Origin of the sequence: Microbacterium terrisoli, assembly GCF_030866805.1 — a bacterium.
Taxonomy (GTDB): Bacteria; Actinomycetota; Actinomycetes; order Actinomycetales; family Microbacteriaceae; genus Microbacterium; species Microbacterium terrisoli.
This window is the reverse complement of record NZ_CP133019.1, coordinates 1,916,173-1,941,094: the sequence shown is the minus strand read 5'-3', so window position 1 is coordinate 1,941,094 and position 24,922 is coordinate 1,916,173. Positions and strand designations below refer to the sequence as shown.

23 protein-coding genes are annotated in these 24,922 nt (G+C 69.4%); 14 read left to right on the top strand and 9 right to left on the bottom strand.

The features are described from left to right. From QU603_RS08350 to QU603_RS08335, 5 genes are all read right to left on the bottom strand, one after another. Positions 1-789, bottom strand: a complete 789-nt coding sequence (locus tag QU603_RS08350; RefSeq protein ID WP_308490933.1) for a DUF805 domain-containing protein — start codon at positions 787-789, stop codon at positions 1-3. Then, positions 786-989, bottom strand: a complete 204-nt coding sequence (locus QU603_RS16425) for an NUDIX domain-containing protein (RefSeq protein WP_369698784.1) — start codon at positions 987-989, stop codon at positions 786-788. Before QU603_RS16425 ends, QU603_RS08350 begins: the two co-directional genes overlap by 4 nt. Positions 990-1,047: 58 nt before the next feature. After that, entirely contained in the window at positions 1,048-1,755 is a 708-nt protein-coding gene (locus QU603_RS08345) for an SOS response-associated peptidase (RefSeq protein WP_308490932.1), read from the bottom strand. A gap of 258 nt (positions 1,756-2,013) precedes the next feature. Beyond that, positions 2,014-3,054 carry an App1 family protein phosphatidate phosphatase gene (locus QU603_RS08340; protein WP_308490931.1) on the bottom strand — a complete coding sequence of 347 codons (1,041 nt, stop codon included), beginning with the start codon at positions 3,052-3,054 and terminating at the stop codon, positions 2,014-2,016. A gap of 96 nt (positions 3,055-3,150) precedes the next feature. Next, a complete protein-coding gene (locus QU603_RS08335) occupies positions 3,151-3,810 on the bottom strand; it encodes a DedA family protein (protein ID WP_308490930.1) in 660 nt (219 codons plus the stop codon). A 132-nt stretch (positions 3,811-3,942) separates the two neighbouring features. Here QU603_RS08335 and pabB point away from each other — a divergent pair, with 132 nt between their 5' ends. The 9 genes from pabB (at position 3,943) to holA (ending at position 15,490) form a co-directional block, all read left to right on the top strand. Further along, entirely contained in the window at positions 3,943-5,214 is a 1,272-nt protein-coding gene (pabB, locus tag QU603_RS08330; protein ID WP_308490929.1) for an aminodeoxychorismate synthase component I, read from the top strand. A 72-nt stretch (positions 5,215-5,286) separates the two neighbouring features. Further along, positions 5,287-7,812, top strand: a complete 2,526-nt coding sequence (gene leuS / locus QU603_RS08325; RefSeq protein ID WP_308490928.1) for a leucine--tRNA ligase — start codon at positions 5,287-5,289, stop codon at positions 7,810-7,812. Positions 7,813-7,931: 119 nt separating this feature from the next. After that, positions 7,932-8,552, top strand: coding sequence for a ComEA family DNA-binding protein (locus QU603_RS08320; RefSeq protein ID WP_370655290.1), 621 nt, complete (start codon positions 7,932-7,934; stop codon positions 8,550-8,552). A gap of 1 nt (position 8,553) precedes the next feature. After that, positions 8,554-10,878 carry a ComEC/Rec2 family competence protein gene (locus QU603_RS08315; protein ID WP_308490927.1) on the top strand — a complete coding sequence of 775 codons (2,325 nt, stop codon included), beginning with the start codon at positions 8,554-8,556 and terminating at the stop codon, positions 10,876-10,878. Between the two features lie 91 nt (positions 10,879-10,969). Further along, positions 10,970-11,638, top strand: coding sequence for a DNA polymerase III subunit delta (locus QU603_RS16480; protein ID WP_370655289.1), 669 nt, complete (start codon positions 10,970-10,972; stop codon positions 11,636-11,638). A 396-nt stretch (positions 11,639-12,034) separates the two neighbouring features. Continuing rightward, entirely contained in the window at positions 12,035-12,991 is a 957-nt protein-coding gene (locus QU603_RS08305; RefSeq protein WP_308490926.1) for a hypothetical protein, read from the top strand. Between the two features lie 159 nt (positions 12,992-13,150). Continuing rightward, entirely contained in the window at positions 13,151-13,732 is a 582-nt protein-coding gene (locus QU603_RS08300; protein ID WP_308490925.1) for a hypothetical protein, read from the top strand. Between the two features lie 239 nt (positions 13,733-13,971). After that, positions 13,972-14,352, top strand: a complete 381-nt coding sequence (locus tag QU603_RS08295) for a ComEC/Rec2 family competence protein (RefSeq protein WP_308490924.1) — start codon at positions 13,972-13,974, stop codon at positions 14,350-14,352. Between the two features lie 91 nt (positions 14,353-14,443). Next, the gene (gene holA, locus QU603_RS08290; protein ID WP_308490923.1) at positions 14,444-15,490 is read left to right on the top strand and encodes a DNA polymerase III subunit delta; all 1,047 of its coding nucleotides are present in this window, start codon (positions 14,444-14,446) and stop codon (positions 15,488-15,490) included. A gap of 81 nt (positions 15,491-15,571) precedes the next feature. Here the strand turns inward: holA and rpsT are convergent, their stop codons facing one another. Next, positions 15,572-15,832, bottom strand: a complete 261-nt coding sequence (gene rpsT, locus QU603_RS08285) for a 30S ribosomal protein S20 (RefSeq protein ID WP_308490922.1) — start codon at positions 15,830-15,832, stop codon at positions 15,572-15,574. A 234-nt stretch (positions 15,833-16,066) separates the two neighbouring features. Here rpsT and QU603_RS08280 point away from each other — a divergent pair, with 234 nt between their 5' ends. Both QU603_RS08280 and QU603_RS08275 read left to right on the top strand, forming a co-directional pair. Then, positions 16,067-17,431, top strand: a complete 1,365-nt coding sequence (locus tag QU603_RS08280) for a GH1 family beta-glucosidase (RefSeq protein ID WP_308490921.1) — start codon at positions 16,067-16,069, stop codon at positions 17,429-17,431. After that, complete coding sequence (locus tag QU603_RS08275) at positions 17,428-18,708, top strand: MFS transporter (RefSeq protein WP_308490920.1); 1,281 nt, start codon at positions 17,428-17,430, stop codon at positions 18,706-18,708. Before QU603_RS08280 ends, QU603_RS08275 begins: the two co-directional genes overlap by 4 nt. Here QU603_RS08275 and QU603_RS08270 read toward each other — a convergent pair. Next, entirely contained in the window at positions 18,647-19,381 is a 735-nt protein-coding gene (locus QU603_RS08270) for an alpha/beta fold hydrolase (protein WP_308490919.1), read from the bottom strand. The genes QU603_RS08275 and QU603_RS08270 overlap by 62 nt on opposite strands. Before the next feature lie 62 nt (positions 19,382-19,443). On the opposite strand from QU603_RS08270, the gene lepA reads away from it, so the two are divergent. Then, positions 19,444-21,294, top strand: a complete 1,851-nt coding sequence (gene lepA, locus QU603_RS08265; RefSeq protein ID WP_308490918.1) for a translation elongation factor 4 — start codon at positions 19,444-19,446, stop codon at positions 21,292-21,294. A 12-nt stretch (positions 21,295-21,306) separates the two neighbouring features. On the opposite strand, the gene QU603_RS08260 is transcribed toward lepA, so the two are convergent. Further along, a complete protein-coding gene (locus QU603_RS08260; RefSeq protein ID WP_308490917.1) occupies positions 21,307-22,023 on the bottom strand; it encodes a hypothetical protein in 717 nt (238 codons plus the stop codon). Between the two features lie 169 nt (positions 22,024-22,192). Here QU603_RS08260 and QU603_RS08255 point away from each other — a divergent pair, with 169 nt between their 5' ends. Next, the gene (locus QU603_RS08255) at positions 22,193-23,395 is read left to right on the top strand and encodes a sensor histidine kinase (protein ID WP_308490916.1); all 1,203 of its coding nucleotides are present in this window, start codon (positions 22,193-22,195) and stop codon (positions 23,393-23,395) included. Beyond that, positions 23,392-24,072, top strand: coding sequence for a response regulator (locus tag QU603_RS08250; RefSeq protein ID WP_308490915.1), 681 nt, complete (start codon positions 23,392-23,394; stop codon positions 24,070-24,072). Before QU603_RS08255 ends, QU603_RS08250 begins: the two co-directional genes overlap by 4 nt. On the opposite strand, the gene QU603_RS08245 is transcribed toward QU603_RS08250, so the two are convergent. Further along, positions 24,058-24,849, bottom strand: coding sequence for an IclR family transcriptional regulator (locus QU603_RS08245; protein ID WP_308490914.1), 792 nt, complete (start codon positions 24,847-24,849; stop codon positions 24,058-24,060). The two genes, QU603_RS08250 and QU603_RS08245, sit on opposite strands and share 15 nt — an antisense overlap. Positions 24,850-24,922: the final 73 nt, after the last annotated feature.

Sequence of the window (24,922 nt, the reverse complement as noted above, 5' to 3'; positions counted from 1 at the left end):
TCAGGGGTACTTGCTCGGCATCGCGCACAGCACCAGTACGGCGATGGCACCGAACGGGATGAGTGCGATGAAGATCAGAGCCCAGTGGTAGCCGGCGTCGCGAAGCCGCCGCACGGTCACGGCGAGACCGGGGACGAGTGTCGCCAGCGCCCACAACCACAGGAGCACGATGAATAGTCCGCTGAAACCGCCGAAACCGGTGTAGAACATCCTCGGCCCGTTCATCGCCGCCATCGAACCGAAGACGGTGAAGATCATGAGCAGGTACACACCCACGAAGATGATGCCCTCGAACAGCGACCAGTACCAGAACTCGGGGCGACCGGCCCGGCCGTCGAAGCGCGCGTACTTGCTGAAGATGGTGCGGATGGCACTGCCGATGCCGGTCACCAGCGGGCGGTCGTCGGCCGCCGATCGCCATGTGCCGATCGGCGGTGCCACGGCGTAGCCGGGAGCGCCGGTGTATCCGGCGCCGTACCCGCTCGCCCCGTAACCTCCGGCGCCGGCGCCGCTCTGCGTGTAGCCCGGCGTCGTGCCGTATCCCGGCGCGGTGCCGTACCCCGGTGTCGCGCCGTACCCCGGTGTCGCGCCGTACCCCGCGGCATTGCCGTAGGGAGCGTCAGCCTGATGGGTCGGGGGAGCCGGCGGTGCCGGAGGAGCCTGCGCAGGACGCGTCTGCGTGGACCAGCCGGCGCCGTTCCACCAGCGCTGTCCGTCGCCGCCCTGAGGGTCGGGGTACCAGCCGGCGGGTGGCAGATCGCCGGGCGATGTCGAAGGGGTGGTGCTCACGATTCGGCTCCTCGAGGTGAAGGGGTTGTCCCACCGTACAACGCTGGGATGTCAGTGTCCGAGGCGCGTGGCCGCTGTTCATGCGTCTCGACGCCCCGGACCAGCTCGGCGTGCGGCAACGTCAGACCGATCTCCTCGGAGATCTCCCGTACGGTTGCATCGCGTGCGGTCTCGCCGAACTCGATGTTGCCGCCGAGCAGCCGGTGGAGGCATCCACCAGATGAACCATCGCCTTCGCCCGAATGACGCAGAGGTCGGTCATTCGACGGGCTCGATCAGTTCGGGCGAGTTGTTGCGGACGTTGCCGACGGCTGACGAGACCACGTGGTCGGTGAGCGTGGCGGCGACGTCGGGGGCCGCGTCGACGGCCGCGTCGAGGATGTCGCCCACGTTCTCGGTCGTGGGGTCGAGCCACGCATCGGCGAAGTCGGGGTCGAGGAACAGGGGCATGCGGTCGTGGATCGACCCCAGGTGGCCGATGGCATCGCGAGTCAGGATCGTGAAGCTGAGCACCCAGCGCGAGGCGTCGTCCGTGGCGGCCGGGTTCTTCCACCACTCATAGAGTCCCGCGAAGAACATCGGCTCGTCGCCGGCAGGGTGGATGAAGTGCGGGATCTTGCCGCTGTCGGTCTTCTTCCATTCGTAATAGCCGGATGCCGGAATCACGGCGCGATGTTTGATCAGGGCGTTGCGGAACATCGGCTTGTCTTCGACCTCTTCGGCACGGGCATTGATCGCGCGAGCACCGATGGAGACATCCTTCGCCCACGGCGGGATCAGTCCCCAGCGCGCGGACTCGAGTCGGCGCGTGGGAGGTTCGGTCTTGATCGAGTCGAGCACGATCGCCGCGTGATCGGTGGGTGCGACGTTGTACGAAGGAGCCGGCAGATCGTCGCCGGTCACATCCACGCGCAGCACACCGACGAGCTCAGATCCCACATTGGCCACTACGAACCGTCCGCACATGCGGATCAGCCTACGTCGTAGCACCGACACCAGTCCGTCCTCGTCGGTCCTCGCTGGTCCTCGCTTCAGGCGAGGGGATCTGATGAAACGAGGGGGAATATCCGGCGTGTCGCTCCTCGCTTCGTGAGATCCCCTCGCCTCGGGCGAGGGATGGGCGAAAATGGCCGGGCGAGGGCCGGACGAGGGGCGGGCGAGAGAGCCTGCTCCGGGCGCCAGGAGGTCCTGGCGAGGTGCCGGGACCGCGACGGGCGCGGGGGATCAGGACGAGCGGGCGACGCCGACTTCTTCAAGGCGTTGCAGCAGGGCGGCGCCGTCGTCGCCGCTGACCCATGGCACTGCCGCGGCGGCGTGGGGATCCACCGTGGTGCGACCGCCGGCCAGCATCGCCTCGGTGGAGGAGAGTCGGCGAATCGCGACGGCGGCCACGCTCTGCGGGTGGCGGACGGCGAACTGCGTGTAGATCATGTCGTCGTGCTGGCCGTCATCGCCGATGAGGAGCCAGGCGAGATCGGGGAACTCGGTGGCGAGTCGCTCGAGGTTGTCGGACTTGTGCGCTGTTCCGCTGCGGAACCACCGATCGTGTGTGGGGCCCCAGTCGGTGAGCAGCAGTGCCCCAGCGGGGAACAGGTGTCGGCCGAGAAAGCGCAGCAGGGTCGGCCCCACGTTCCACGCGCCGGTCGAGAGGAAGACCACGGGGGCGCCGGGGTTTTCGCGCACCAGACGTTCCAGCAGCACCGACATGCCCGGCACCGGCTGGCGGGCGTGCTCGTCGACGACGAACGAGTTCCAGGCCGCCACCAGCGGGCGGGGGAGGGCGGTGACCATCACCGTGTCATCCACATCGCAGACGATGCCGAAGCCGACATCCGCTCCGACGATGAAGACGCGGGTGTCGACGGGTTCTCCGTCTTCGACCGACATCGAGATCGTGTGCCAGCCGGGCGCCAGCGAGGTGGGCAGGACCGTGTCGACCACGCCGCCGCGGTCAGAGACGACGTCGTGCGCAACGCCGTCGATCGTCACGGTGACCTGGGCGAACCCGATCGGAACCGCCATGAAGCTGCGCCAGCCGCGCACCCCGCCGTACTCGCCGTCGGCGCTGCCGCGGGCGGGGGGAGTGATCAGCACTCGGCCGAGCACGCGCACCCAGTTCTCACCGCCGTATCCCGGAAAGGCGGCGACGGTCGGGGTCAGGCCACGGCGGCGCGCACGGCGCTCACGCCACGCATGAAAGCGGTATTCGAGCCGCGCCAGCCACAGCACATCGGCGCGACGCGCCGCAGCGGTGTTCTCGGGCATCCGTGCAAGTCTCGCATGTGCGCATGTCGACTGTCTGGGTGAGTCCCGATCGTGCGGGGCGGGATGCCGCGGCGTGCGGCGTGCGGTCGGACCGGGTCAGTGCGACTGCTCGTCCGCGGAGCCGACGAAATGACGCCGCTCGATGCGTTCGAGCACCTTCTTGACGATCACGACGGCCACGAGGAACACGACGATGAATCCGACGAACAGATACCCGGCGAAGTGCAGGCGGGCGGCCAGTTCGCGGTAGGTGCCTGCGGCCAGCCCCGAGGCGGCGACGTAGGCGCTCGCCCAGATCACGCACGCCGGAGCCGTCCACGCGAGGAACCGTCGATAGGAGTAGCCGGTCATACCGACCGTCAGCGGGACGAGCGAATGCAGCACCGGCAAGAACCTCGAGATGAAGATGGCGAGGCCCCCACGCCGGTGCAGATACCCTTCGGCGCGCTCCCAGTTGCGTTCGCCGAGCCATCCGCCCACACGGGAGTGACGGATGCGGGGACCCAGCAGTCGACCCAGCCAGAATCCGATGCTCTCGCCGATCATCGATCCGGCGACGATCGCGGCGACCAATGCCAGGCCCTGCCAGAACGAGCCCGTCGCGGTGCCGGCCACGAGCACGATCGTGTCGCCCGGCACCACGACGCCGACTAGCACGCTGGTCTCGAGCAGCATCGCAAGGCCCGCGAGCAACACCCGCAGCAGCGGGTCGACGGCCTGTATGGCGTCGAGGATCCCCGTCAGGACGTCGTTCACACGGCGAGCATAGACATCGTGGCTCGTTTTAGGCTGTGAGCGTACCGCACCGCGATCGTGAGGGCAGCGAGCCGTGGTCGCCCGTTGCCATGCCAGTGGGTCAGACGGGCGTGCTCCCTCTAGCCTGAGAGGATGACGTCTCCCTTCACCCTGCGGCCGCTGCCGGTGTGGCCCGACCCCGCCGACGTCTTCTGCGCCGTCGCGGCCGACCATGCCGATGTGTTCTGGCTGGATGCCGGGCCCGATGCCGACTCGGGGTGCAGCTGGGTCGGGTGGGGTGAGGCGGAGGCGCCCGAGGTGGTGCACGCCGCGCGCTGCGCAGGCGACGAGCGGGCCGCGGGCGTGGACCGCTTCACCGCCGGCTGGGTGGGCTGGATCGGCTACGAGGCGGGTGCGGCCCGAGCTGGGGCGCCGGTGACCGCAGACGATCCCGTCGTTCCCGCCGAGCGCTGGCTGCGTGTGCGCGGGCTTGTCGCCTTCGACCACGAGACCGGGCACGCCTGGCTCGCCGGCGAGATCGACCTCGGGGCCGCCGCACCCGCACGGATGGAGGCATCCTCCCCCGGACTCACCGCCCGCTCGCGCGACGACCCCGGCGCCTACGCCGAGATGATCGGCCGCTGCCGAGAGGCCATCCGGGCTGGTGACGCCTATCAGCTGTGTCTGACGACCCGGTTCGACGTGGTCGGCGAGATCGACCCGATCGACGCATACCTGCGACTGCGTGCCGACAGCCCCACCCATCACGGTGGTGTGATCCGCAGTGGCGGCGTTGCGCTGCTCAGCGCCAGCCCCGAGCGCTTCGTGGAAGTGCACGGCCGCAGCCTGCGCACCCGGCCGATCAAGGGCACCCGGCCACGGGGCGCCGACGATGCCGACGATGCCGCGCAAGCCGCAGAGCTGCTGGCCAGCGTCAAGGAGCGCGCCGAGAACATCATGATCGTCGATCTGATGCGCAACGACCTCGCCCGGGTCTGCGAGCCGGGCACCGTGCGGGTAGAACGGCTGCTCGAGGTGGAGAGCTACCCGGCGGTGCACCAGCTGGTCAGCACGGTGTCGGGTCGGCTGCCGCAGGCGGCCACCGTCGGAGAGGTGCTGGACGGCGTGTTTCCGGCCGGCAGCATGACCGGCGCCCCGAAGCTGTCGGCGATGACGCTGCTGCACGGGATCGAGACCGGGCCGCGTGGGGTGTACGCGGGGTGCTTCGGCTGGGTGGGCGCCGACGGCGGCTTGGACCTCGCGATGGTCATCCGATCGATCCTCGTGCACCCGGGTGGCGCGTACGTCGGCGCCGGTGGCGGCATCACCTGGCGATCGGACGCTGCAGCCGAGGTTGCGGAGGTGGGGCTGAAGGCGCGGGCCCCGCTGGCGGCGCTGGGCGCGGCGGTGCCGCCGGGATGGTGAAAACCGCCGGTCGGGTATTCTGAAGGATGCGCATTTCGCGCATCATCCCGACCCTGCGATTGGCTTTCCTCCGTGTCTCAGATCACTGCTTCTGATATCGCCGCTGACGGCGTCTTCGATCCGCATGCGATCCAGGCGAAGTGGCAGAAGCTCTGGTCCGAGCAGGACCCTTTCCGTGCCGGGGGCGAGGGCGATGAGCGCCCGCGCAAGTACATCCTGGCGATGTTCCCGTACCCGTCGGGCGACCTGCACATGGGGCACGCCGAGAACTATCTGTACTCGGACATCGTCGCCCGCTACTGGCGGCACCGCGGCTACAACGTGCTCAACCCGATCGGGTGGGATTCCTTCGGGCTGCCCGCAGAGAATGCCGCGATCCTGCGCGGGGCCGACCCGCGTGAGTGGACCTACGCGAACATCGCCCAGCAGAAGGAGAGCTTTCACCAGTACGGCGTCTCGTTCGACTGGAGCCGCGAGCTGCACACCAGCGACCCTGAGTACTACCGGTGGAACCAGTGGCTGTTCCAGCGACTGTTCGAGCGGGGGCTGGCCTATCGCAAGTCCAGCCCGGTCAACTGGTGCCCGAACGATCAGACGGTGCTGGCCAACGAGCAGGTCGTCGACGGGCATTGCGAGCGCTGCGGCGCGGAGGTCGTGAAGAAGAAGCTGACGCAGTGGTACTTCCGCATCACAGACTACGCCGACCGGCTGCTGGACGACCTGGACGCCCTTGAGGGCCACTGGCCGTCGAAGGTCGTGCAGATGCAGCGCAACTGGATCGGCCGATCGGTCGGCGCTGACATCGACTTCGAGATCGAAGGCCGGGCAGAGAAGGTCACGGTGTTCTCCACGCGCCCCGACACGCTCTACGGCGCGACGTTCTTCGTCGTGGCACCCGACTCCGATCTGGCCGCCGAGCTGGTCGGCGAGGCGCCGTCAGACGTTCGTATGCAGTTCCAGGAATATCTCGGACGCGTGCAGAAGCAGACCGACATCGAGCGACAGAGCACCGACCGGCCGAAGACCGGCGTGTTCCTGGGCCGCTACGCGATCAACCCGGTCAACGGCGAGCGGCTGCCGATCTGGGCGGCCGACTATGTGCTGGCCGACTACGGCCACGGCGCTGTCATGGCCGTGCCTGCGCACGACCAGCGCGACCTCGACTTCGCCCGCGCCTTCGACCTGCCGGTGAAGGTCGTCGTCGACACGACCACCGGTGTCGAGGGCGAGGCATCCCTCGCCGACCTCGACCCCGCTGTCACCGGCGTGGCGCTCGTCGGCGAAGGCCGCATGGTCAACTCCGGTGCGCTGGACGGTCTGGGCAAGAAAGATGCCATCGCCGGCATGATCGCCGAGCTCGAGAAGCACGAGTCCGGTCACGGCACCACGACGTTCCGCCTGCGCGACTGGCTGATCTCACGACAGCGGTTCTGGGGCACGCCCATTCCGATGATCCACACCGACGACGGCCAGATCGTGCCGGTCCCGGCCGATCAGCTGCCGGTGGTGCTGCCGCAGGCCAAGGACCTCGACCTCAAGCCCAAGGGCCAGTCGCCGCTGGGCGCTGCCACGGAATGGGTCACCACGACCGACCCCGCCACCGGCGCGCCCGCCCGCCGGGACCCCGACACGATGGACACCTTCGTCGACAGCTCGTGGTACTTCCTGCGCTTCATGTCGCCGGCCTCGGACGCGCACGCCTTCCCGTCGGACGAGGCCGCCCGCTGGGCTCCGGTGGACTTCTACATCGGCGGCGTCGAGCACGCGATCTTGCACCTGCTGTACGCGCGGTTCATCACGAAGGTGCTGCACGACATGGGGCTGGTCGATTTCGACGAGCCGTTCTCGAGCCTGATCAACCAGGGCATGGTGATCTTGGACGGCGCGAAGATGTCGAAGTCGAAGGGCAACCTGGTCGTCTTCCAAGACGAGCTGGACGCTCACGGCGCCGACGCGCTGCGCACGGCGCTGGCCTTCGCCGGCCCCGTGGAAGACGACAAGGACTGGGCGGATGTCTCGGCCACCGGTGCCACGAAGTTCCTGGCGCGAGCGCTGCGCGTCGCCCAGGACGTGGCGACCCCTGCGGGGGTGGATGCCGCAACCGGCGACGCCGCGCTGCGGCGGATCGCCCACCGTGTGCTGGCCGACGTGCCCGCACTGGTCGAGCACACGAAGTTCAATGTGGTCGTGGCGCGGCTGATGGAGCTGGTCAACGCCACGCGCAAGGCCATCGACAGCGGCGTGGGTTCTGCCGACGCGGCTGTGCGTGAGGCGGCCGAGGTCACGGCGCTGGTGCTGGACATGGTGGCGCCGCACACCGCGGAGGAGATGTGGTCGATCCTCGGCCACGAGCCGTTCGTGGGCCTGGCCGTCTGGCCCGCCGCCGACGAGGCGCTGCTGGTCGAGCAGACCGTGACGGCCATCGTGCAGATCGACGGCAAGGTGCGCGCGACGCTCGAGGTGCCCACGGCGATCACTGCCGACGAACTCGAGGCGCAGGCCCGGGCGGACGAGCGTGTGCTGCGGTCACTGGCCGGTCGCGACATCCAGCGCGCCGTGGTGCGAGCCCCCAAGGTGGTCAGCTTCAGCACGAAGTAGCCGCCTCTGCCGGGCACCTCGCCGCGGCGGCTCCTCCCCAGGCGCTGCCCGGCGCTGAGTTGTCCACGGATCGTTGCGCGACCGACGTCCCGGCATTCACGCCTGCATAGCGTGGGGCAGTGTCCACCGAGTCGCCGCCTCCGCTCTCGCCGCGGCGGCGATTGGGCCTGGGTGCGGTGATCGTGGTGATGCTGGTCGCCCTCGCCGTGACGGTGGGCATCGGCATCCTGCGTGGACGATCCGCGCCCACGCAAGAGGTGGCGGTCACCGCTCGGCCGACACCGTCGGCGAGCGTGGCCGTGTACGTGCACGTGTCGGGGGCCGTGCGCAAGCCAGGACTGTATGTGCTGCCGGCGGCAGCCCGCCTGGTGGACGCGGTGGCAGCTGCGGGCGGCTTCGCCAAGGATGCTGCGCGCGACGGCGTGAACCTCGCTCGCCCGGTGGCCGACGGCGAGCAGGTCATCGTGCCCCGCAAAGGCGAGGCGCCGCCCGCGACGGCAGGCGGTGCGGCATCCGGTCCCGCCGTCGGCGCGGGCGCGCACCCGGCCGGCAAGGTGAACCTGAACACCGCCGACGCTGCCGCCCTCGACTCGCTGCCGCGCGTCGGGCCCGCGATCGCCCAGCGCATCATCGACTGGCGCACCCAGAACGGCCGGTTCACCAGCGTCGAAGACCTCCTCGCGGTGCCCGGCATCGGTGAGAAGATGCTGGCGTCGCTGCGCGATCTGGTCACGGTGTGACGTGAGGGCGCGCGATCTTCGTCCGGTGCCGATCGCCGCTGCTGCGTGGGCGGCCGCGGGGGTGGTGGTGCTGGTTGCGGATGTGGCAGCGGTGATGGCGATCGTGCTGTGGGCAGCGGCGCTGGTGCTCACCGTGTGGGCCGCATGGTGGGCCAGGGGAACGCACCGGCACGGGCCCGGTCTGTGGGCGATCGCAGCCGTGACAGCCGCGATCGCCGCAGCCGCGGCGTCCTCTGCGGCTCTCGCCCTGCCGCAGCGCACAGCGGCCGTCGAGCTCGCCGTCGACGGCGGACGCGCGATCACCGTGCACGCGAGCGTCGTCGGCAAGGCGCAGCGCACCGCCCGCGGCGACCTCATGTACGACGCGGTCGCGCACCGCATCGACGTCGGGCCGACGCCACACACGATCGAGGTCCCGGTGTCGATTCGGGACGGCGACGCGCACACCGCACCGGACGTCGGCAGCGAGATCGTCGTGCGGGGTACGGCGGCGCAGTCCATGCCCGGCCAGCGCGCGGTGCTGGTCGTGCGCGCCGGGGATGCCGTGGCGCTCGCACGCGCACCGACGGGCGTCGTGGCGGTGTCGGCACAGCTGCGGCATGCGCTCGCGCGGGCGACTCGGGGGCTGCCCCAGCCCGGTGCAGGCCTGATTCCCGGGCTCGCCGTCGGCGACACGGGGGGAGTCAGCGTCGAACTCGACTCTCAGATGAAGGCCAGTTCGCTCTCGCATCTGACGGCGGTCTCGGGGGCCAACTGCGCGATCGTGGTCGGGCTCGCCTTCGGTGCGGCAGCACTCTGCGGCGCTCGACGCAGCGTGCGCGTGGGGGTCGGGATGCTGGCCCTCGGTGGCTTCGTGCTGCTGGTCACACCCGAGCCGAGCGTGGTGCGCGCCGCCGCCATGGCGGCCATCGCGATGCTCGGCGTGCTGCTGGGGCGGCGCGGGGCCGGGCTGTCGCTGCTGTGTGCAGCGGTCGTGGTGTGCGTGGTGGCCGACCCGTGGCTTGCCGCCTCGATGGGGTTCGCGCTGTCGGTGGTGGCCACGGCGGCGCTGCTGACACTGGCGGCACCGCTGACCCGCGGTCTGAGCAGGCGCCTGCCGCGCGCGCTGGCCCTGGCCCTGGCGGTGCCGTTGGCCGCGCAGCTGGCGTGCGGGCCGCTGCTGATCGTGATCAATCCCACCGTGCCGCTGTACGGCGTGATCGCGAACCTGCTCGCCGCACCGGCGGCACCCGTGGCCACCGTGCTGGGGCTGGCCGCCTGCCTGGCGGCGCCGATTCCGCTGCTCGCATCGGGACTGGTGGCTCTGACCTGGGTGCCGGCCGCGTGGATCGCCGCGGTCGCCGCGACATCGGTCGATCTGCCGGCGAGCGCCGTGCCGTGGATCGAAGGATGGCCCGGAGCAGTGCTCCTTGCGGTTGTGGGGGCAGCCATCGGGGTGCTGATCCTGCCGCCCGGGCACCGACGCGGGCAGCGCGCTGTTCGCGCCGCATCGGCGTTGCTGATGGCCGTGGTGCTGGGAGTGGGCGGCGGATCGGCGGCGCTGCGCGCGGCAGTGGGACCGTTGACCCTGCCGGGCACGTGGGCGATCGCAGCGTGCGATGTCGGTCAGGGCGACGCCTTGCTCGTGCGTTCTGCATCGGCGGTGGCCCTCATCGACACCGGGCCGGACCCCGGTGCGCTGCGAGCGTGCCTGGACAGATTCGGCATAGAGCGGATCGACATCCTTGTGCTCACCCACTACGACCTCGACCACGTCGGCGGAGTGGATGCGGTCATCGGACGTGCGGACATCGTGCTGCACGGGCCGCCCGCTTCGGCGACCGATCGGCGCACGCTCGCGCGGCTGGCCGGTGGTGGCGCGCAGGTGGTGGACGCCTGGGCCGGCACGGCGGGGCGGCTCGGAGGCGCGACCTGGACGGTCCTGTGGCCCCGGGAGGGGGACCGGGTGTTCACTTCGGGCAACCAGGCCGGTGTCGTCTGGGACGTCCGCGGCGGCGGGGTACCGGCATCCCTCTTCCTCGCCGACCTGGATGCCACGTCCCAGCGGGCTCTGCTGGGCACGCGCGCGCTGCGGCCTCCGTACTCGGTCGTCAAAGTCGCCCATCACGGCTCGGCCGACCAATCGCCCCAGCTGTACCGTGCGGCGGCCGGTGCGGTGGCCCTGATCTCCGTCGGTCTCGGCAACGACTACGGTCATCCGCGCGAGAAGACGCTGACCTTTCTGCGCGCGGACGGATACGTCATTGCGCGGACCGACCATTCCGGTGTCGTCACGGTCGCACCCGCGCACGACGGGGTCGGGGTGTGGCGTGAGCGGCCGTCGTGAGCGGGGGCGCCGGCCCCGTGCCGGGCGCCGACCGCACGTCGGCGGCGATGATGCGAACGACGATGTCGATGGTGCTGGATAGGCTGGGACCATGCCTGCACGCCGCACCTCCGCCCGCACGTCGCGCGGCGCCGGCGGCCGCGCAGCGATCCCGCAGCTGGACTGGCGCGCGCCGCAGCCGGCCCCGATCGTGCTGGTGTCGGGGCCCGAAGACGTGTGCGCAGAGCGGGCGATCGCCGGCGTGCGCGACTACCTGCGCGCCGAGGACCCGAGCCTTGAGGTCTCCGACCTGCGCGCCGACGACTACGAGGCGGGAACGCTGATGGCGATGTCCTCGCCGTCGCTGTTCGGCGAGCCGCGTCTGGTGCGGGTGGCGGGGGTCGAGAAGGCCACTGACGCGTTCCTCACCGAGGCGCTGGCCTACCTCGGGCACCCGCAGGAGGGCGCGACCGTGCTGCTGCGGCACACCGGCGCGTCCGTGCGCGGCAAGAAGGCGACGGTGACGGTCTCCGGCCAGCAGTACGACGTGACTGCGATCACGGTGACCAATACCGCGACGCGGTCGCTGCTGCGCGTCACCCCCTCAGCTCCCGAGCTGATCCCTGCAGACGAGTGCGATGTCGAGGCGACGGTGAGCACTCTGGAGACGGAGGGTGTCGTCCACGAGCAGACCCGCGACGGTGACACCATCACGGTGACCGCCACGGCTGACGACGGCTACGTGATCGAGGAGGGTGCACAGACCGAGTGGACCATCTAGATCCCCGCCGTCGAGGAGTGCGAGCCCGTGGTGACGCCTCCGGTGGATGAGCCGGATGAGCCGACGGATCCCGCGGAGCCTGTGGTCACCGAGCCCACTCCGGAACCAGAGGACCCTGAGGAGCCCGCGACCACCGAGTGCACTCCGGAGCCTGAGGAGCCGTCGACCGCGAAACCGACGACTGCGCCCCAACAGCTCGCGGTCACTGAGCCGGATGAGCCTGAAGCTGAGTTCACTCAGCCCGAGGCGTCGACGTAGCCGGAACAGCCTGCGCACTCGGTGTCGCTCTGCATCGTCCCGCTGGCACGTCGCAAGCAGGAGCACGACGACTGATCCGAACCAGGCCCCGCTCCAAGCCGGGGCGGGCTCTTCACCGCCTAGGGCTATGGTTTCTGCATGATTTCCAGTCTGCTGCCCGGCCTACGGGATGTGCGCGTTCCTCTCGCCGCGGGCTTCATGTGGTTGGTTGTTCTTTGGCTCATCTTCTACTCGGCGATCCCCAGCGAGGAAAGCGCTACCGGGCTTGCGGCAGAGGTATATCGGGTCCTTGGCGTATTCGGACCCGCCGGACTGACGGCTGCAGTGACATTCGTCGCGTATCTCCTTGGAATGCTGATGGTCGCCATACTGAATCCAATTCTCAACCGGCTGAGGACGGCCGCCAACTATATGTATAGCGATGCGACGGACAGTCAGATACACAGGCTCGCCGAGCGGACGCTACGAGCCCGCAATCAGGCGAAAATGAACGTCTCGAACTCGCGAGACCTCAGTCTCGAATTTATGAGCCGTGATCCCGCAAAACCCAGCACGGAGGATATCGAAGCAGCATACGAGGGCATGGTGAAGGACGTCCCTTTGGTCGCCACGCGACTGCTCGCGCACCACCGTGAGCTTTTTGACCGTTACGACCGTGCTGATGCAGAGGCCATGTTCCGGTACAACATAGTCATCCCGATTCTCCTCATTGGGATTCTCATCCCAATACGACTTGGTGCCCCCTGGTGGGGCTATCTCATATCAGTTCCGATCGCTATTGGGGCGGTGATCCTACTGCTCCGCGACGCGACTTCGAAGGCGTCTGAAAGCAACGAGGCAATCTATCAGGCCGTGTTCGTTGGCGAGACGCAGTTTCCGACGATCGACGTGATCAAAGAGACCACAGAGGAGTTGAGGGCTGAGTACAAGAGGCGAGAAGAGGCACGCAACCTGAAAGAGAGGGAACGCACCGGGAGAGAACTGCAAAATCAACGGGTGCGAACAGAACGTGCGGCTGTGATGGGCAAAGAACCGCAGAAACGCGACGCTGTTCCGAATGACGCCCCAATTGCCGCTCCCGAGCTCGAGAAGTGAGTGGGCGACGTCCTGCTCTATGGATCAGCGGTGGTAGCGCCTCAATCGACGGCAGGCTCGGCGTCGCTCAGGCGCCGACGGCCTGCTCCGAGACAGGGAACTGCCAGCATGACGACGATCGCGCCACTCGCGTCCGCCCCTGTCGATACAGTCGGACACATGGCCGACACCAAGCAGACCAAGACCATCGGCGAGCACCTCGTCGCCTCGGAGCTCGCGCGCCGCGGCTGGGCACCGGCGCTCACCCGTGACGGGCTTGAGCGCACCGACATCCTGGCTGTGCACACCGGCGAGGACCGACGGATGGTCGAGGTCCAGGTGAAGACCGCACGAACGCACAGCTGGTCGCAGACGAACTGGCCACTGGGTGAAAAGTCACAGAAGCCCAGCGCGCACGAGCGCGAGTACTTCGTCATGGTCGCGGTGCCCCGCGACCTGGAGCTGGCCTCGCGCTTGTTTGTCCTCCCGCGCGCGCATGTCGCCGCAGCCGCGTGGATCGCGCACATGGACTGGCTGACAGAAGAGGGTGTGCCCGAAGGCAAGCGCAATGCGCCGGTGAGCAGCTCGCGGGTCTATCTGCCGACCTTCGAGAGCTACGAGAACCGGTGGGATCTGCTGTTCAGCGACGAGGGCGATGCACCTGTGCTACTCCCTGCGCGATACCACGGGCTGGCCGAGGGCGACCGCGTCGGTCTTCCTCCGGAGCATCGCTGGCTCGATGGCAAGCTGCCGGCGTGGTGATGGCAAAGAAAAACCCCGGCTGTGTGCCGACTCAAGTTCGACAGAGGCGTTCGCCGGGGACTTCGTGCCTTACTCTAGCCCGTACGAGGTCCGAAGTCCGGTGAACCTGACGCAGCACCAGATCGACGCGCTGGAGGGCTCGATCACCCCGATTCGACCGAGTACATACCTGGGCCGGCACGGCGGGGCGGCTCGGAGATGCGACCTGGACGGTCCTGTGGCCCCGGAAGGGGGACCGGGTGTTCACTGCGGGCAACCAGGCCGGTGTCGTCTGGGACGTGCGTGGCGGCGGGGTACCGGCATCCCTCTTCCTCGCCGACCTGGATGCCACGTCCCAGCGGGCTCTGCTGGGCACGCGCGCGCTGCGGCCTCCGTACTCGGTCGTCAAAGTCGCCCATCACGGCTCGGCCGACCAGTCGCCCCAGCTGTACCGTGCGGCGGCCGGTGCGGTGGCCCTGATCTCCGTCGGTCTCGGCAACGACTACGGTCATCCGCGCGAGAAGACGCTGACCTTTCTGCGCGCGGACGGATACGTCATTGCGCGGACCGACCATTCCGGTGTCGTCACGGTCGCACCCGCGCACGACGGGGTCGGGGTGTGGCGTGAGCGGCCGTCGTGAGCGGGGGCGCCGGCCCCGTGCCGGGCGCCGACCGCACGTCGGCGGCGATGATGCGAACGACGATGTCGATGGTGCTGGATAGGCTGGGACCATGCCTGCACGCCGCACCTCCGCCCGCACGTCGCGCGGCGCCGGCGGCCGCGCAGCGATCCCGCAGCTGGACTGGCGCGCGCCGCAGCCGGCCCCGATCGTGCTGGTGTCGGGGCCCGAAGACGTGTGCGCAGAGCGGGCGATCGCCGGCGTGCGCGACTACCTGCGCGCCGAGGACCCGAGCCTTGAGGTCTCCGACCTGCGCGCCGACGACTACGAGGCGGGAACGCTGATGGCGATGTCCTCGCCGTCGCTGTTCGGCGAGCCGCGTCTGGTGCGGGTGGCGGGGGTCGAGAAGGCCACTGACGCGTTCCTCACCGAGGCGCTGGCCTACCTCGGGCACCCGCAGGAGGGCGCGACCGTGCTGCTGCGGCACACCGGCGCGTCCGTGCGCGGCAAGAAGCTGCTCGACGCTATCCGTGCAGGCACCGGTGGGGGAGTCGAGGTGCCCTGCCCTGCCGTCAAGCGCGACGGCGACCGTGTGGACTTCGCGGCCGGAGAATTCCACGCAGCACGCAAGAAGATCGCGCCGGCAGCGCTCCGGGCACTGGTCGCCGCGTTCACCGATGATCTGACAGAACTGGCCGCCGCCTGCCAGCAGCTGATCGCCGATGTACCGGGTGACATCACGACCGAGGTCATCACCCGCTATTACGGCGGGCGCGTCGAAACGTCGGCATTCACCGTCGCCGACACGGCGATCGCGGGGCGATACGGCGACGCGCTGATCGCGCTGCGACACGCGCTGGCTTCGGGTGCCGACCCGGTGCCGCTGGTGGCCGCCGTCGCGATGAAGCTGCGCACCATGGCGCGCGTGGCGGGCAAGCGCGGATCGTCGGCGGCCATCGCAGCCGACGTGGGGATGAAGGACTGGCAGGTCGACCGTGCCCGCCGCGACCTGAACGGCTGGAACGAGCAGAGCCTGGGACGGGCGATCCAGGCGACGGCGCGAGCGGATGCCGATGTCAAAGGCGCCTCACGCGACGCGGTGTTCGCGCTGGAGCGCATGATCACCGTGATCGCGACCCGGGCGCCCTTCGGCGGCTGACGCCATATCTGCCGCGGCTGTGACCGCAACGACGAAGCCCGCCCCGCCGAGGCGGAACGGGCTTCGAGAAAGCGGTTGCGCTCAGAGCGCGGCGACCTGCTTCGCGATGGCCGACTTGCGGTTCGCGGCCTGGTTCTGGTGGATGACACCCTTGCTGACTGCCTTGTCGAGCTTCTTGCTCGCCCGGGCCAGTGCCTTCTCGGCGGCAGCCTTGTCACCGGCGGAGACGGCCTCGCGGGTGCGGCGCACCTCGGTCTTCAGCGCGCTCTTGACGGCCTTGTTGCGCTCGCGCGCCTTCTCGTTGGTCTTGTTGCGCTTGATCTGCGACTTGATGTTTGCCACGTGTGGACGTTCTTTCGTTGAGGTGATCGGTTGAGTGCCGTGAGCGCGAGAGGGGCGCTGCACAGCGTGTGCGGGAAAAACCCACACGCAAGCCAATGGTCGAGTCTACCAGGAACCGGTCACGGCTCCCGACGCGTACGGACGGCGGGCGCGTCGGATTCGCGCCGAAGCGGGATCGTGCACGAAGATCGACTCACCCGAAACACTCGCACGACGACGTCCGAGGGAGCATCCATGACGGATCCTGTCACCGACCCGCACGCTCTGGCAGCGCGCTTTCCGGCCGGCTTCCGCTGGTCGGCGGCGACGTCGGCCTTCCAGATAGAGGGCGCGCGCACAGGCGATGGTCGCGGTCGCAGCATCTGGGACGCGCAGGTGGAGGTGGGCGGCTGGGTCAAAGACGGAACGACCGCCGAACCCGGACCTGACAGCTACCACCGATACCTCGACGACATCGCGCTGCTGCGCGAGCTGGGTGTCGACCGGTACCGGTTCTCGCTGTCGTGGGTGCGCGTGCAGCCCGACGGAACAGGACCCGCCGAACAGCGCGGCCTGGACTACTACGACCGGCTCGTGGACGGACTGCTGGCGGCGGGCATCACGCCGTTCCCGACGCTGTACCACTGGGACCACCCTGTACAGCTCGAAGCCGAGGGCGGATGGCTCTCGCGAACGATGGCCGACCGGTTCGCCGACTACACACAGATCGTCGCGCAGCGCCTGGGCGATCGCGTCACCGACTGGTACACAGTCAACGAACCGGTCTCGATGGCGCTGCAGGGCTACGGTGTGGGCACTCTCGCCCCGGCCGGGCAGCTGCTGTTCGAGGCCCTGCCGACCGTGCACCACCAGCTTCTGGCCCACGCCCGCGCCGCACAGGTGCTGCACGCACACGGTGCCCGGGCCGTCGGCATCCCGAACAATCACACGCTCGTGCGCCCCCTGCACGACACGCCCGCCGACCTGGCCGCAGCGGCGACCTACGATCTGCTGCACAACCGCCTGTTCGCCGACCCGCTGCTGACCGGCGCGTACCCCGACCTCGAATCGTTCGGCCTGCCGCCGATGCCGGTCAGGCCGGGGGATCTCGAACTGATCGGCGCTCCGCAGGACTTCTACGGCATCAACTTCTACAACCCGACGACGGTGACCGCCGCCGCCGAGCCCGGTCCGCTGCCGTTCGAGATCGTGCCGACGCCGGGCGTGCCGACGACCGGCTTCGGTCCGGAGTGGCCGATCGATCCGAGCGCGCTGCGCGAGCTGCTCGTCGAGTTCGCCGCGCGATACGGCGAGAGGATGCCGAGGATCGTGATCGGCGAGAACGGCGCGTCGTTCCCCGAACCTGACGACGCCGTCCGCGTGCAGGACGAGGACCGCATCGTGTATCTGGCGGGGCACATCGCAGCGGTCGCCGACGCGATCCAGGCGGGTGTGGTCGTGGACGAGTACACCGTATGGTCTCTGCTGGACAACTTCGAATGGGCCGACGGCTTCACGCAGCGCTTCGGACTGGTGCACGTCGACCACCGCACGACTGAGCGCACCCCCAAGGCGTCGTTCGAGTGGTACAAGTCGCTCATCGGAAGGGCACGACCGTGACGTCAACAGGATCGCCCGCACGCGCCTCCAAGGTCGGCGCCGGATGGTTCGTGCTGTTCACTCTCGCCTGGCTCGCGATCTGGACCGTGCAGCTGACCCCCGTGCAGCTGCTGCTGCCGTCGCAGCTCGACACTCCCGGCGCGCGCGACACGTGGGTCTACGGAGTCGTCTACTCCGGCATCGTCCTGGGCGTCGGCGGCCTTGCCGGAGTCATCGCCGGGCCCCTGTCCGGGGCGCTGTCGGACCGCACCCGCACACGGTGGGGACGCCGCCGTCCGTGGGCGGTGGGCGCGAGTGGACTGACCGCGGTGTGTCTGGTGTTCACCGGGCTCGCCCAGGGCCCGTGGCTGATCGGGCTGGCGTGGACGGGGGTCTCGATCGGCATCGCGGTGGCCTCGGCCGCCTTCACCGCTCTGATCGCCGACCAGCTGCCCGAATCGCAGCGCGGCGCAGCGGCTGCGGCCACCAGTTCGTCGCAGGCCGTCGGAATCGTCGTCGGCGTCGGTGCCGTCGTGCTGCTGGGCCTGAGCGTGTTCGCCGGCTACCTCGCCCTGGCGGTGTTCATCGCGATCGTCGGCACGGCGACGGCGGCGCTGCTGCCCGACCCGCCCGCCGAGCCGTCGGCAGCGCCCGCCCACCCGCCGGGTGCGCGTCGCGGCTTGCCCTGGGAGTCGCTGCGCGATCGTGATTTCGCGTGGGTGGTGTGGGGCAGATTCGTCACGAACGTGGGCAACGCCCTGCCCACCACCCTGTTCCTGTTCTTCTTGATGTACGGGTTGGGGCAGGAGAAGGCCGAAGCCGAAGACAACCTGCTGCTGGTGATCGTCGTGTACACCGTCTTCGTGGTCGCAGCCTCGGTCCTGGCCGGCTGGTGGTCCGACCGCACCGGGGCCCGGCGCTCGCTCACGGTCGTCTCCGCGCTCGTGCAGGCGGCGTCCATGGTCGTGATCGTGGTAGCCCCGTCGTTCACGATGACGATGATCGGTGCCGCGGTGCTGGGCCTGGGCTACGGTGCGTTCTCGACGGTCGGGCTCGCGTTCGCGACCGACCTGCTGCCGCACCCCGACGACAACGCACGCGATCTGGGGCTGGTGAACACCTCGGCGGCGCTCGGCCAGCTGGTCGGACCGCTGGTCGGGGCGACGCTGGTCGCCCTGGTGGGCGGCTTCTGGCTGCTGCTGATCGTCAGCACCGTGCTGTCGGCGGCCGGCGCCGTCATGTCGGGGCGTGCGCGTGAGCGTTCATCGTCGCAAGAGCCAGATCCAGCACCGCGTTGAACACCCGCGGCCGCATCGCCGTCACCAGGTGGGTCGTGCGCGGCACCACGATCAGCTCGGCGTGCGGCACGAGGCTCGTGAACAGCTTCTCGTTCGCGCGCAGCTGGTCGTACTGACCGTTGACGAACCACATCGGAATGCGGATGCGCCGCAGCGCGGCCACGAGGTCGAGCACCGACAGCGACGCCAGCGCGGTGTCCTGCGCGGCGTACGCGTATCCGCCGGCGCCGAAGTCATCGCGGGTCTCGGGCGGCAGCGTCGCATCCAGCACACGGTCGGTCAGCCGCTGGCCTCGGTCGGGCAGCGCGTTCATGCCCCGCGCCAGCAGACGGTAGGCCGCAAGGCCAGCACCGCGGGGCAGAGCCGTGCACGATGCGGCGATGAACGCCGCCACCGGCGGTGCCTGTTCGCCGCCCACATAGGCCGTGCACAGCAGTCCCCCCATGGAGTGCCCGACCAGGAGCACCGGCCCGCGGGCCGCCGCATCCTGCACCGCCGCCTCGATGGTCGCGAACGCCGACTCCAGCAGGAACGGCTCGTCCATGCGCGTGCCGTGGCCGGGAAGATCCACCGCGTGCGCCGGGATGCCGCCGGCGGCGAGGTGTTCGCACTGGGCGCGCCACATGGTGGCCGAGGTGCGGATGCCGTGGACGAGCACCACCTGAACGGTCATGCGCCCAGGCTACGACCGGGTCGGCTCGGGGCTCGCGGGCCGCCCCGTAGAATCGAAAGGATATGTCCCCACGTGCACTCCAGGCCCTCGAGCCGTCCGCGACGGCTCCCGAGCGGATCCGCAACTTCTGCATCATCGCCCACATCGACCATGGCAAGTCCACCCTGGCCGACCGCATGCTGCAGATCACCGGCGTGGTCTCGGATCGTGACATGCGCGCCCAGTACCTGGACCGCATGGACATCGAGCGCGAACGCGGGATCACGATCAAGAGCCAGGCGGTGCGCATGCCGTGGGCAGGTGCCGACGGCACCTATGCGCTGAACATGATCGACACCCCCGGCCACGTGGACTTCACCTACGAGGTCTCGCGCTCTCTGGCTGCCTGCGAGGGAGCGGTGCTGCTGGTGGACGCCGCGCAGGGCATCGAGGCGCAGACCCTCGCGAACCTGTACCTGGCCCTCGAGCACGACCTGCAGATCATCCCCGTCCTGAACAAGATCGACCTTCCTGCCGCCGACCCCGAGAAGTTCGCCGCAGAGCTGGCCAATCTCATCGGTGGCTCTCCCGACGACGTGCTGCGCGTGTCGGGCAAGACGGGCGAGGGCGTCGAAGAGCTGCTGGATCGCATCGTCGAGCGGATCCCCGCCCCGTCAGGGGATCCGGATGCCCCGGCCCGCGCCATGATCTTCGATTCGGTCTATGACGCCTACCGCGGGGTCGTCACGTACGTGCGCATGGTCGACGGTTCGCTGGAGCCGCGGCAGAAGATCCAGATGATGTCCACCCGGGCCACGCATGACCTGCTCGAGATCGGCGTGTCCAGCCCTGAGCCGGTGCCGACGCGCGGCCTGGGGGTCGGGGAGGTCGGTTACCTCATCACCGGCGTGAAGGATGTGCGGCAGTCGAAGGTCGGCGACACCGTCACCGACGCGCGCAAGCCCGCCACCCATGCGCTGGCCGGCTACACCGACCCGAAGCCGATGGTGTTCTCGGGGCTGTACCCGATCGATGCGAGCGACTACGGCGAACTGCGCGAAGCCCTCGACAAGCTGAAGCTGTCGGACGCCTCGCTCGTGTACGAGCCCGAGACATCGGTCGCACTCGGGTTCGGCTTCCGCTGCGGATTCCTGGGGCTGCTGCACCTGGAGATCATCACCGAGCGACTGACGCGCGAGTTCGACCTCGACCTCATCACGACGGCCCCCAGCGTGGTCTACGAGGTGACCACCGACACCGGAGAGTCGGTGACGGTCACCAATCCGAGCGAATATCCCGACGGGCGGGTCGACCACGTCGAGGAGCCGATGGTGAAAGCCGCGATCCTGACGCCGAAGGACTTCGTGGGCACGATCATGGAGCTGTGCCAGTCCCGTCGGGGCAGCCTGCTGGGCATGGACTATCTCAGCGAGGATCGCGTCGAATTGCGCTACAACATCCCGCTCGGCGAGATCGTGTTCGACTTCTTCGACCAGCTCAAGAGCCGCACGCAGGGGTACGCGTCGTTGGACTACGAACCCAACGGTGCGCAGGAGGCGGACCTGGTGAAGGTCGACATTCTGCTGCAGGGCGAGCGTGTGGATGCCTTCAGCTCGATCGTGCACCGCGAGAAGGCCTACTCCTACGGCACGATGATGACCGAGCGGCTGCGCAAGCTCATCCCTCGCCAGCAGTTCGAGGTGCCCATCCAGGCAGCGATCGGCGCGCGGATCATCGCCCGCGAGAACATCCGCGCCATCCGCAAGGACGTGCTGGCCAAGTGCTACGGCGGCGACATCACGCGCAAGCGCAAGCTGCTCGAGAAGCAGAAGGAGGGCAAGAAGCGCATGAAGATGGTCGGGCGCGTCGAAGTCCCCCAAGAGGCGTTCATCGCCGCACTCTCGGGGGACATCGAGGGCAAAGAGAAGAAGTAGCGTCCGCTGCGCTCACCGTGCCGAGCGGGCGAGCCGCGGGGATGCCTTCTGCGATGGTTGAGCGCCGGCGTTGCCGAGCCACTGCTGCCGGCTGCACCGAGCGATCCGGACGGCGATCCAGATCCCGGCGGCCAACAGCAGCAGATCTGCGACGAGCGTCGCCGCCATCATTCCCCCGATGGCGTTGACGGCGATCCCCAGCACGGGCAGCGTCAGCACCCACGCGCTGACCAGTCGTGCCCGGACCAGTCCGATCATCACCAGCAGCATGCCCGCCTGTGCGAGAAGCTCCAGCACGAATCCCATCGTGCCCGCCGTGGCCAGGACGCTGTCGTCGGTCAGCGCCATCGCGGTCTGGAACGCGGCATCCTGATTCGGCTGCTGAGCCAGCGCGACTACCGCAAGCCCTGTCGCGTTCGAGATGCTGAATCCGGCAGTGCCCAGAATCGCCAGAATCGCTCCGATCGTGCCCAGCGTCCCTCCGCGCAGCCGCAGCGCCTGGGTCGCGCCGGCCAGTGCCGCAAGCACCAGGAGGAACCCGGCTGTCTCCAGCACGTCCTGCACGAGGATCGTCTGCGCGTGGGCGCCCATGCTCGCGAACTGCTCGCGCATCCCGCCGCCGTCGGTCCCGAGCCCGATGGCGGCCGAGAGCGCCGCGAGCAGCGGACCGATGATCAATGCGACGACCACGATCCTTCGCCGTGCCGCATCCGTCCGTGTCCATTCCATGAGATTCCTCCTCGTCGTCCCGGCGCGGACGGCCGGTGCAGGCCCACGGTAGGGCGCGGCACGTGCCGGCCGCGTCTGCGGGATGTCCCGATGTGGCTCTGTCTGAAGACGGATGCGTGTGCGACCTCCGACAGAGGTGCGGAACGTCCTGACGGCGTACCTTTGGCCCATGGACGGGGATCACCGCCGGTGGTGGGCGCGGCACTGGGAAACGGTCGTGTACGACCTCACGCCGCCGGTGGTCCTGTTGGCGCTGGGGCTGCTGGACGTGTACACCGGGATCTTCTCCGTGGCGGTGGGCTACGCACCGCCGGTGACGGCGGTCGTACCGGGTGCGCTGGCCTGTGTCGCCCTGGTATTCCGGCGCCGTTACCCGCTGATCGTCCTGTTGACGATCCTGGCGCTGGTGTTCGTGCCGCCGCTGCTGAATCCGACGTCGCTGACCTACTGGGACGAGTTCGCGGTGTGGCTTGGCGCGCTGTACTCGTGCGCACGGCATCGCCCGCTGCGATGGGCGCTGGTCGGGCTGGCGCTGAGCGCTGTCGCGATGGTCGCGCTGCCGTGGGAGTTCGCGGAACTGCGAGACCCCGGAGCGATCGGCACCAACGCGTTCCTCGTCGTCGCGGCGTTCCTGCTCGGCCGGCTGACGCGCAGCTGGGCGGCCTATCGCCGTCGCGTGGAACGGGCCAGCGCCGAGCGGGCGGTCGCAGAAGAGCGGGCCCGTCTGCGCGAACGCACGCGCATCGCACGTGACTTGCACGATGTGATCTCACACACGATCACCGTGATCGTGGTGCAGGCCGGCGGTGCTCGACTCGCGGGCGCGCGCGACCCGGATGTCGCACTGGACGCCCTGCAGCGCATCGAACGGCTGGGCCAGGACTCGCTGGCCGAACTGCGCTCGCTCCTGGCGGTGCTCGGCGATGAGAGCGCGGATGCCGCACCCACGGCACCGCCGCCGCTTCTGGCGGACGTGCCGGCGATGTGCGAGCAGATGCGCTCGCTCGGCCTTCCGGTGCAACTGCACCTGGACGAGTCGGTCGAGCAGATCTCCGACGGTGTTCAGCTGGTCGGGTACCGGGTCGTGCAGGAGGGGTTGACGAACGTCCTCAAACACGCCGGAGCGGTCGAGACCGACGTGTCGATCCGGCGCGGTCCGGAGGGGATGCTGCACATCGAGGTGGACAGTGCCCCCGCCGGCGCACCCGCTTCGGCGTCGCCCTCTGTTCCCAGCGGCGGCCGGGGCCTGTCCGGCATGCGGGAACGGGTCGCGGCGATGGGAGGCACCCTCGCGGCGGCCTCCCGGCCTGACGGCGGGTTCGTGATCAGCGCGAGCCTGCCGGTCGCGCCGGTGGGGGAGCGCACGACATGATCCCCGCTGTCTGTTCCGTGGCGATCATCGATGACCAGCCGCTCATCCGTGCCGGCCTGCGCATGGTCGTCGAGTCCCAGCCCGACCTGCGCGTCGCCGGTGAGGGCGGAGACGGTGCCGAAGCTGTCGCCCTGGCCCGCGCCCATCACCCGGATGTGCTGCTGATGGATGTGCGGATGCCGGGCGTGGACGGCATCCGTGCGATCCCCGGCATCCTCGCCGCGAGCAGCGCGACCCGCGTGATCATGCTGACCACGTTCGATCTGGACGAATATGTGTATGCCGCGCTGCGAGCGGGGGCCAGTGCGTTCCTGTTGAAGGATGCCGGGCCCGAGCAGATCCTCGCCGCCGTCCGCGGCGTCGCCGCAGGCGACGTGCTGCTGGCCCCACAGCTGACCCGGCGCCTCGTGGAACAGTATGTGGCGCGTGCGCCGAGACCATCGTCGGCCGACGGGCCGCTCGCGGCGCTGACCGATCGGGAGCACGATGTGCTCGCCGCACTCGCGCAGGGCCTGAGCAATGCCGAGATCGGCGCGCGACTGCACGTGTCCGAGGGCACGGTCAAGACGCATGTGAGCCGGGTCCTGGCCAAGCTCGGGTTGCGTGACCGGGTGCAGGCGGTGATCGCGGCGTACGAACTCGGACTGGTCGTTCCCGGAGAGTCAGGGCGCGCGTGAGTCGTTCGACGACGAAACGTAGCCGAGGCGCCGCTCGAGCTCGCGGGCCGTCGCTCGCAACGGCCCGATGACGTCGGACACGTCGTGGCTGCTCTCGCTCGGCCAGGTGACCGCCATCCCGGCCACCGGCCAGCCGGCGGCGTCGAGCACCGCGACCCCGACCGAGCGCATGCCCTCGGTGACGTCGCCGTCCTCGCGCGCATAGCCCTCGGCTCGGGTCAGGCGCAGCAGTTCGCGCAACTCGCCGGGGCGTTGCGGACCCAGTCCGGTCAGACCCGCGAACGAGGCGGCATCCGGGTACAGTGCGCGCACCTGCGTCCGCGGCAGCACGGCGAGCATCGCCCGTCCGCTGGCGGTGAGGTGAGCGGGCAGCCTCACGCCCACGTCGGTCACGAGCGCGGGTCTGCGCGGCGCGCGCTCTTCGACGATGTACACGACGTCGCGCCCCGACATGACCGCAAGGTGGCCCGACTCGCCGAGTCGGTCGGTGAGACCTGCCACCAGCGGGCGACCTAGCCGCGCCAGCGGCACCTGGCGCGCGTACCCGCCGGCGAGTTCGAACGCGGCCGTGCCCAGCGACCAGCGCCGCGAGTCGGCGATGTGCACCACGAACCCGTTGCCCTCGAGCGTGCGCAGCAGGTGGTACACCGTCGAGCGCGGCAGGTCGAGCCGCTGCACGATGGTGGATGCCGCGACCGGGCCGGCCCGGTGGGCCAGGAAGGTCAGGATGCGCAGCACCTGGTCGGCGGCGGGGACCTGCGGGCGGGCGGCGGGCATGATGCCAGGATGTCACTGCGAGGCCGGAGACCGTGGACGGCGCTCCCAGCCTGTTCTGGGTAGGCTGAAACCC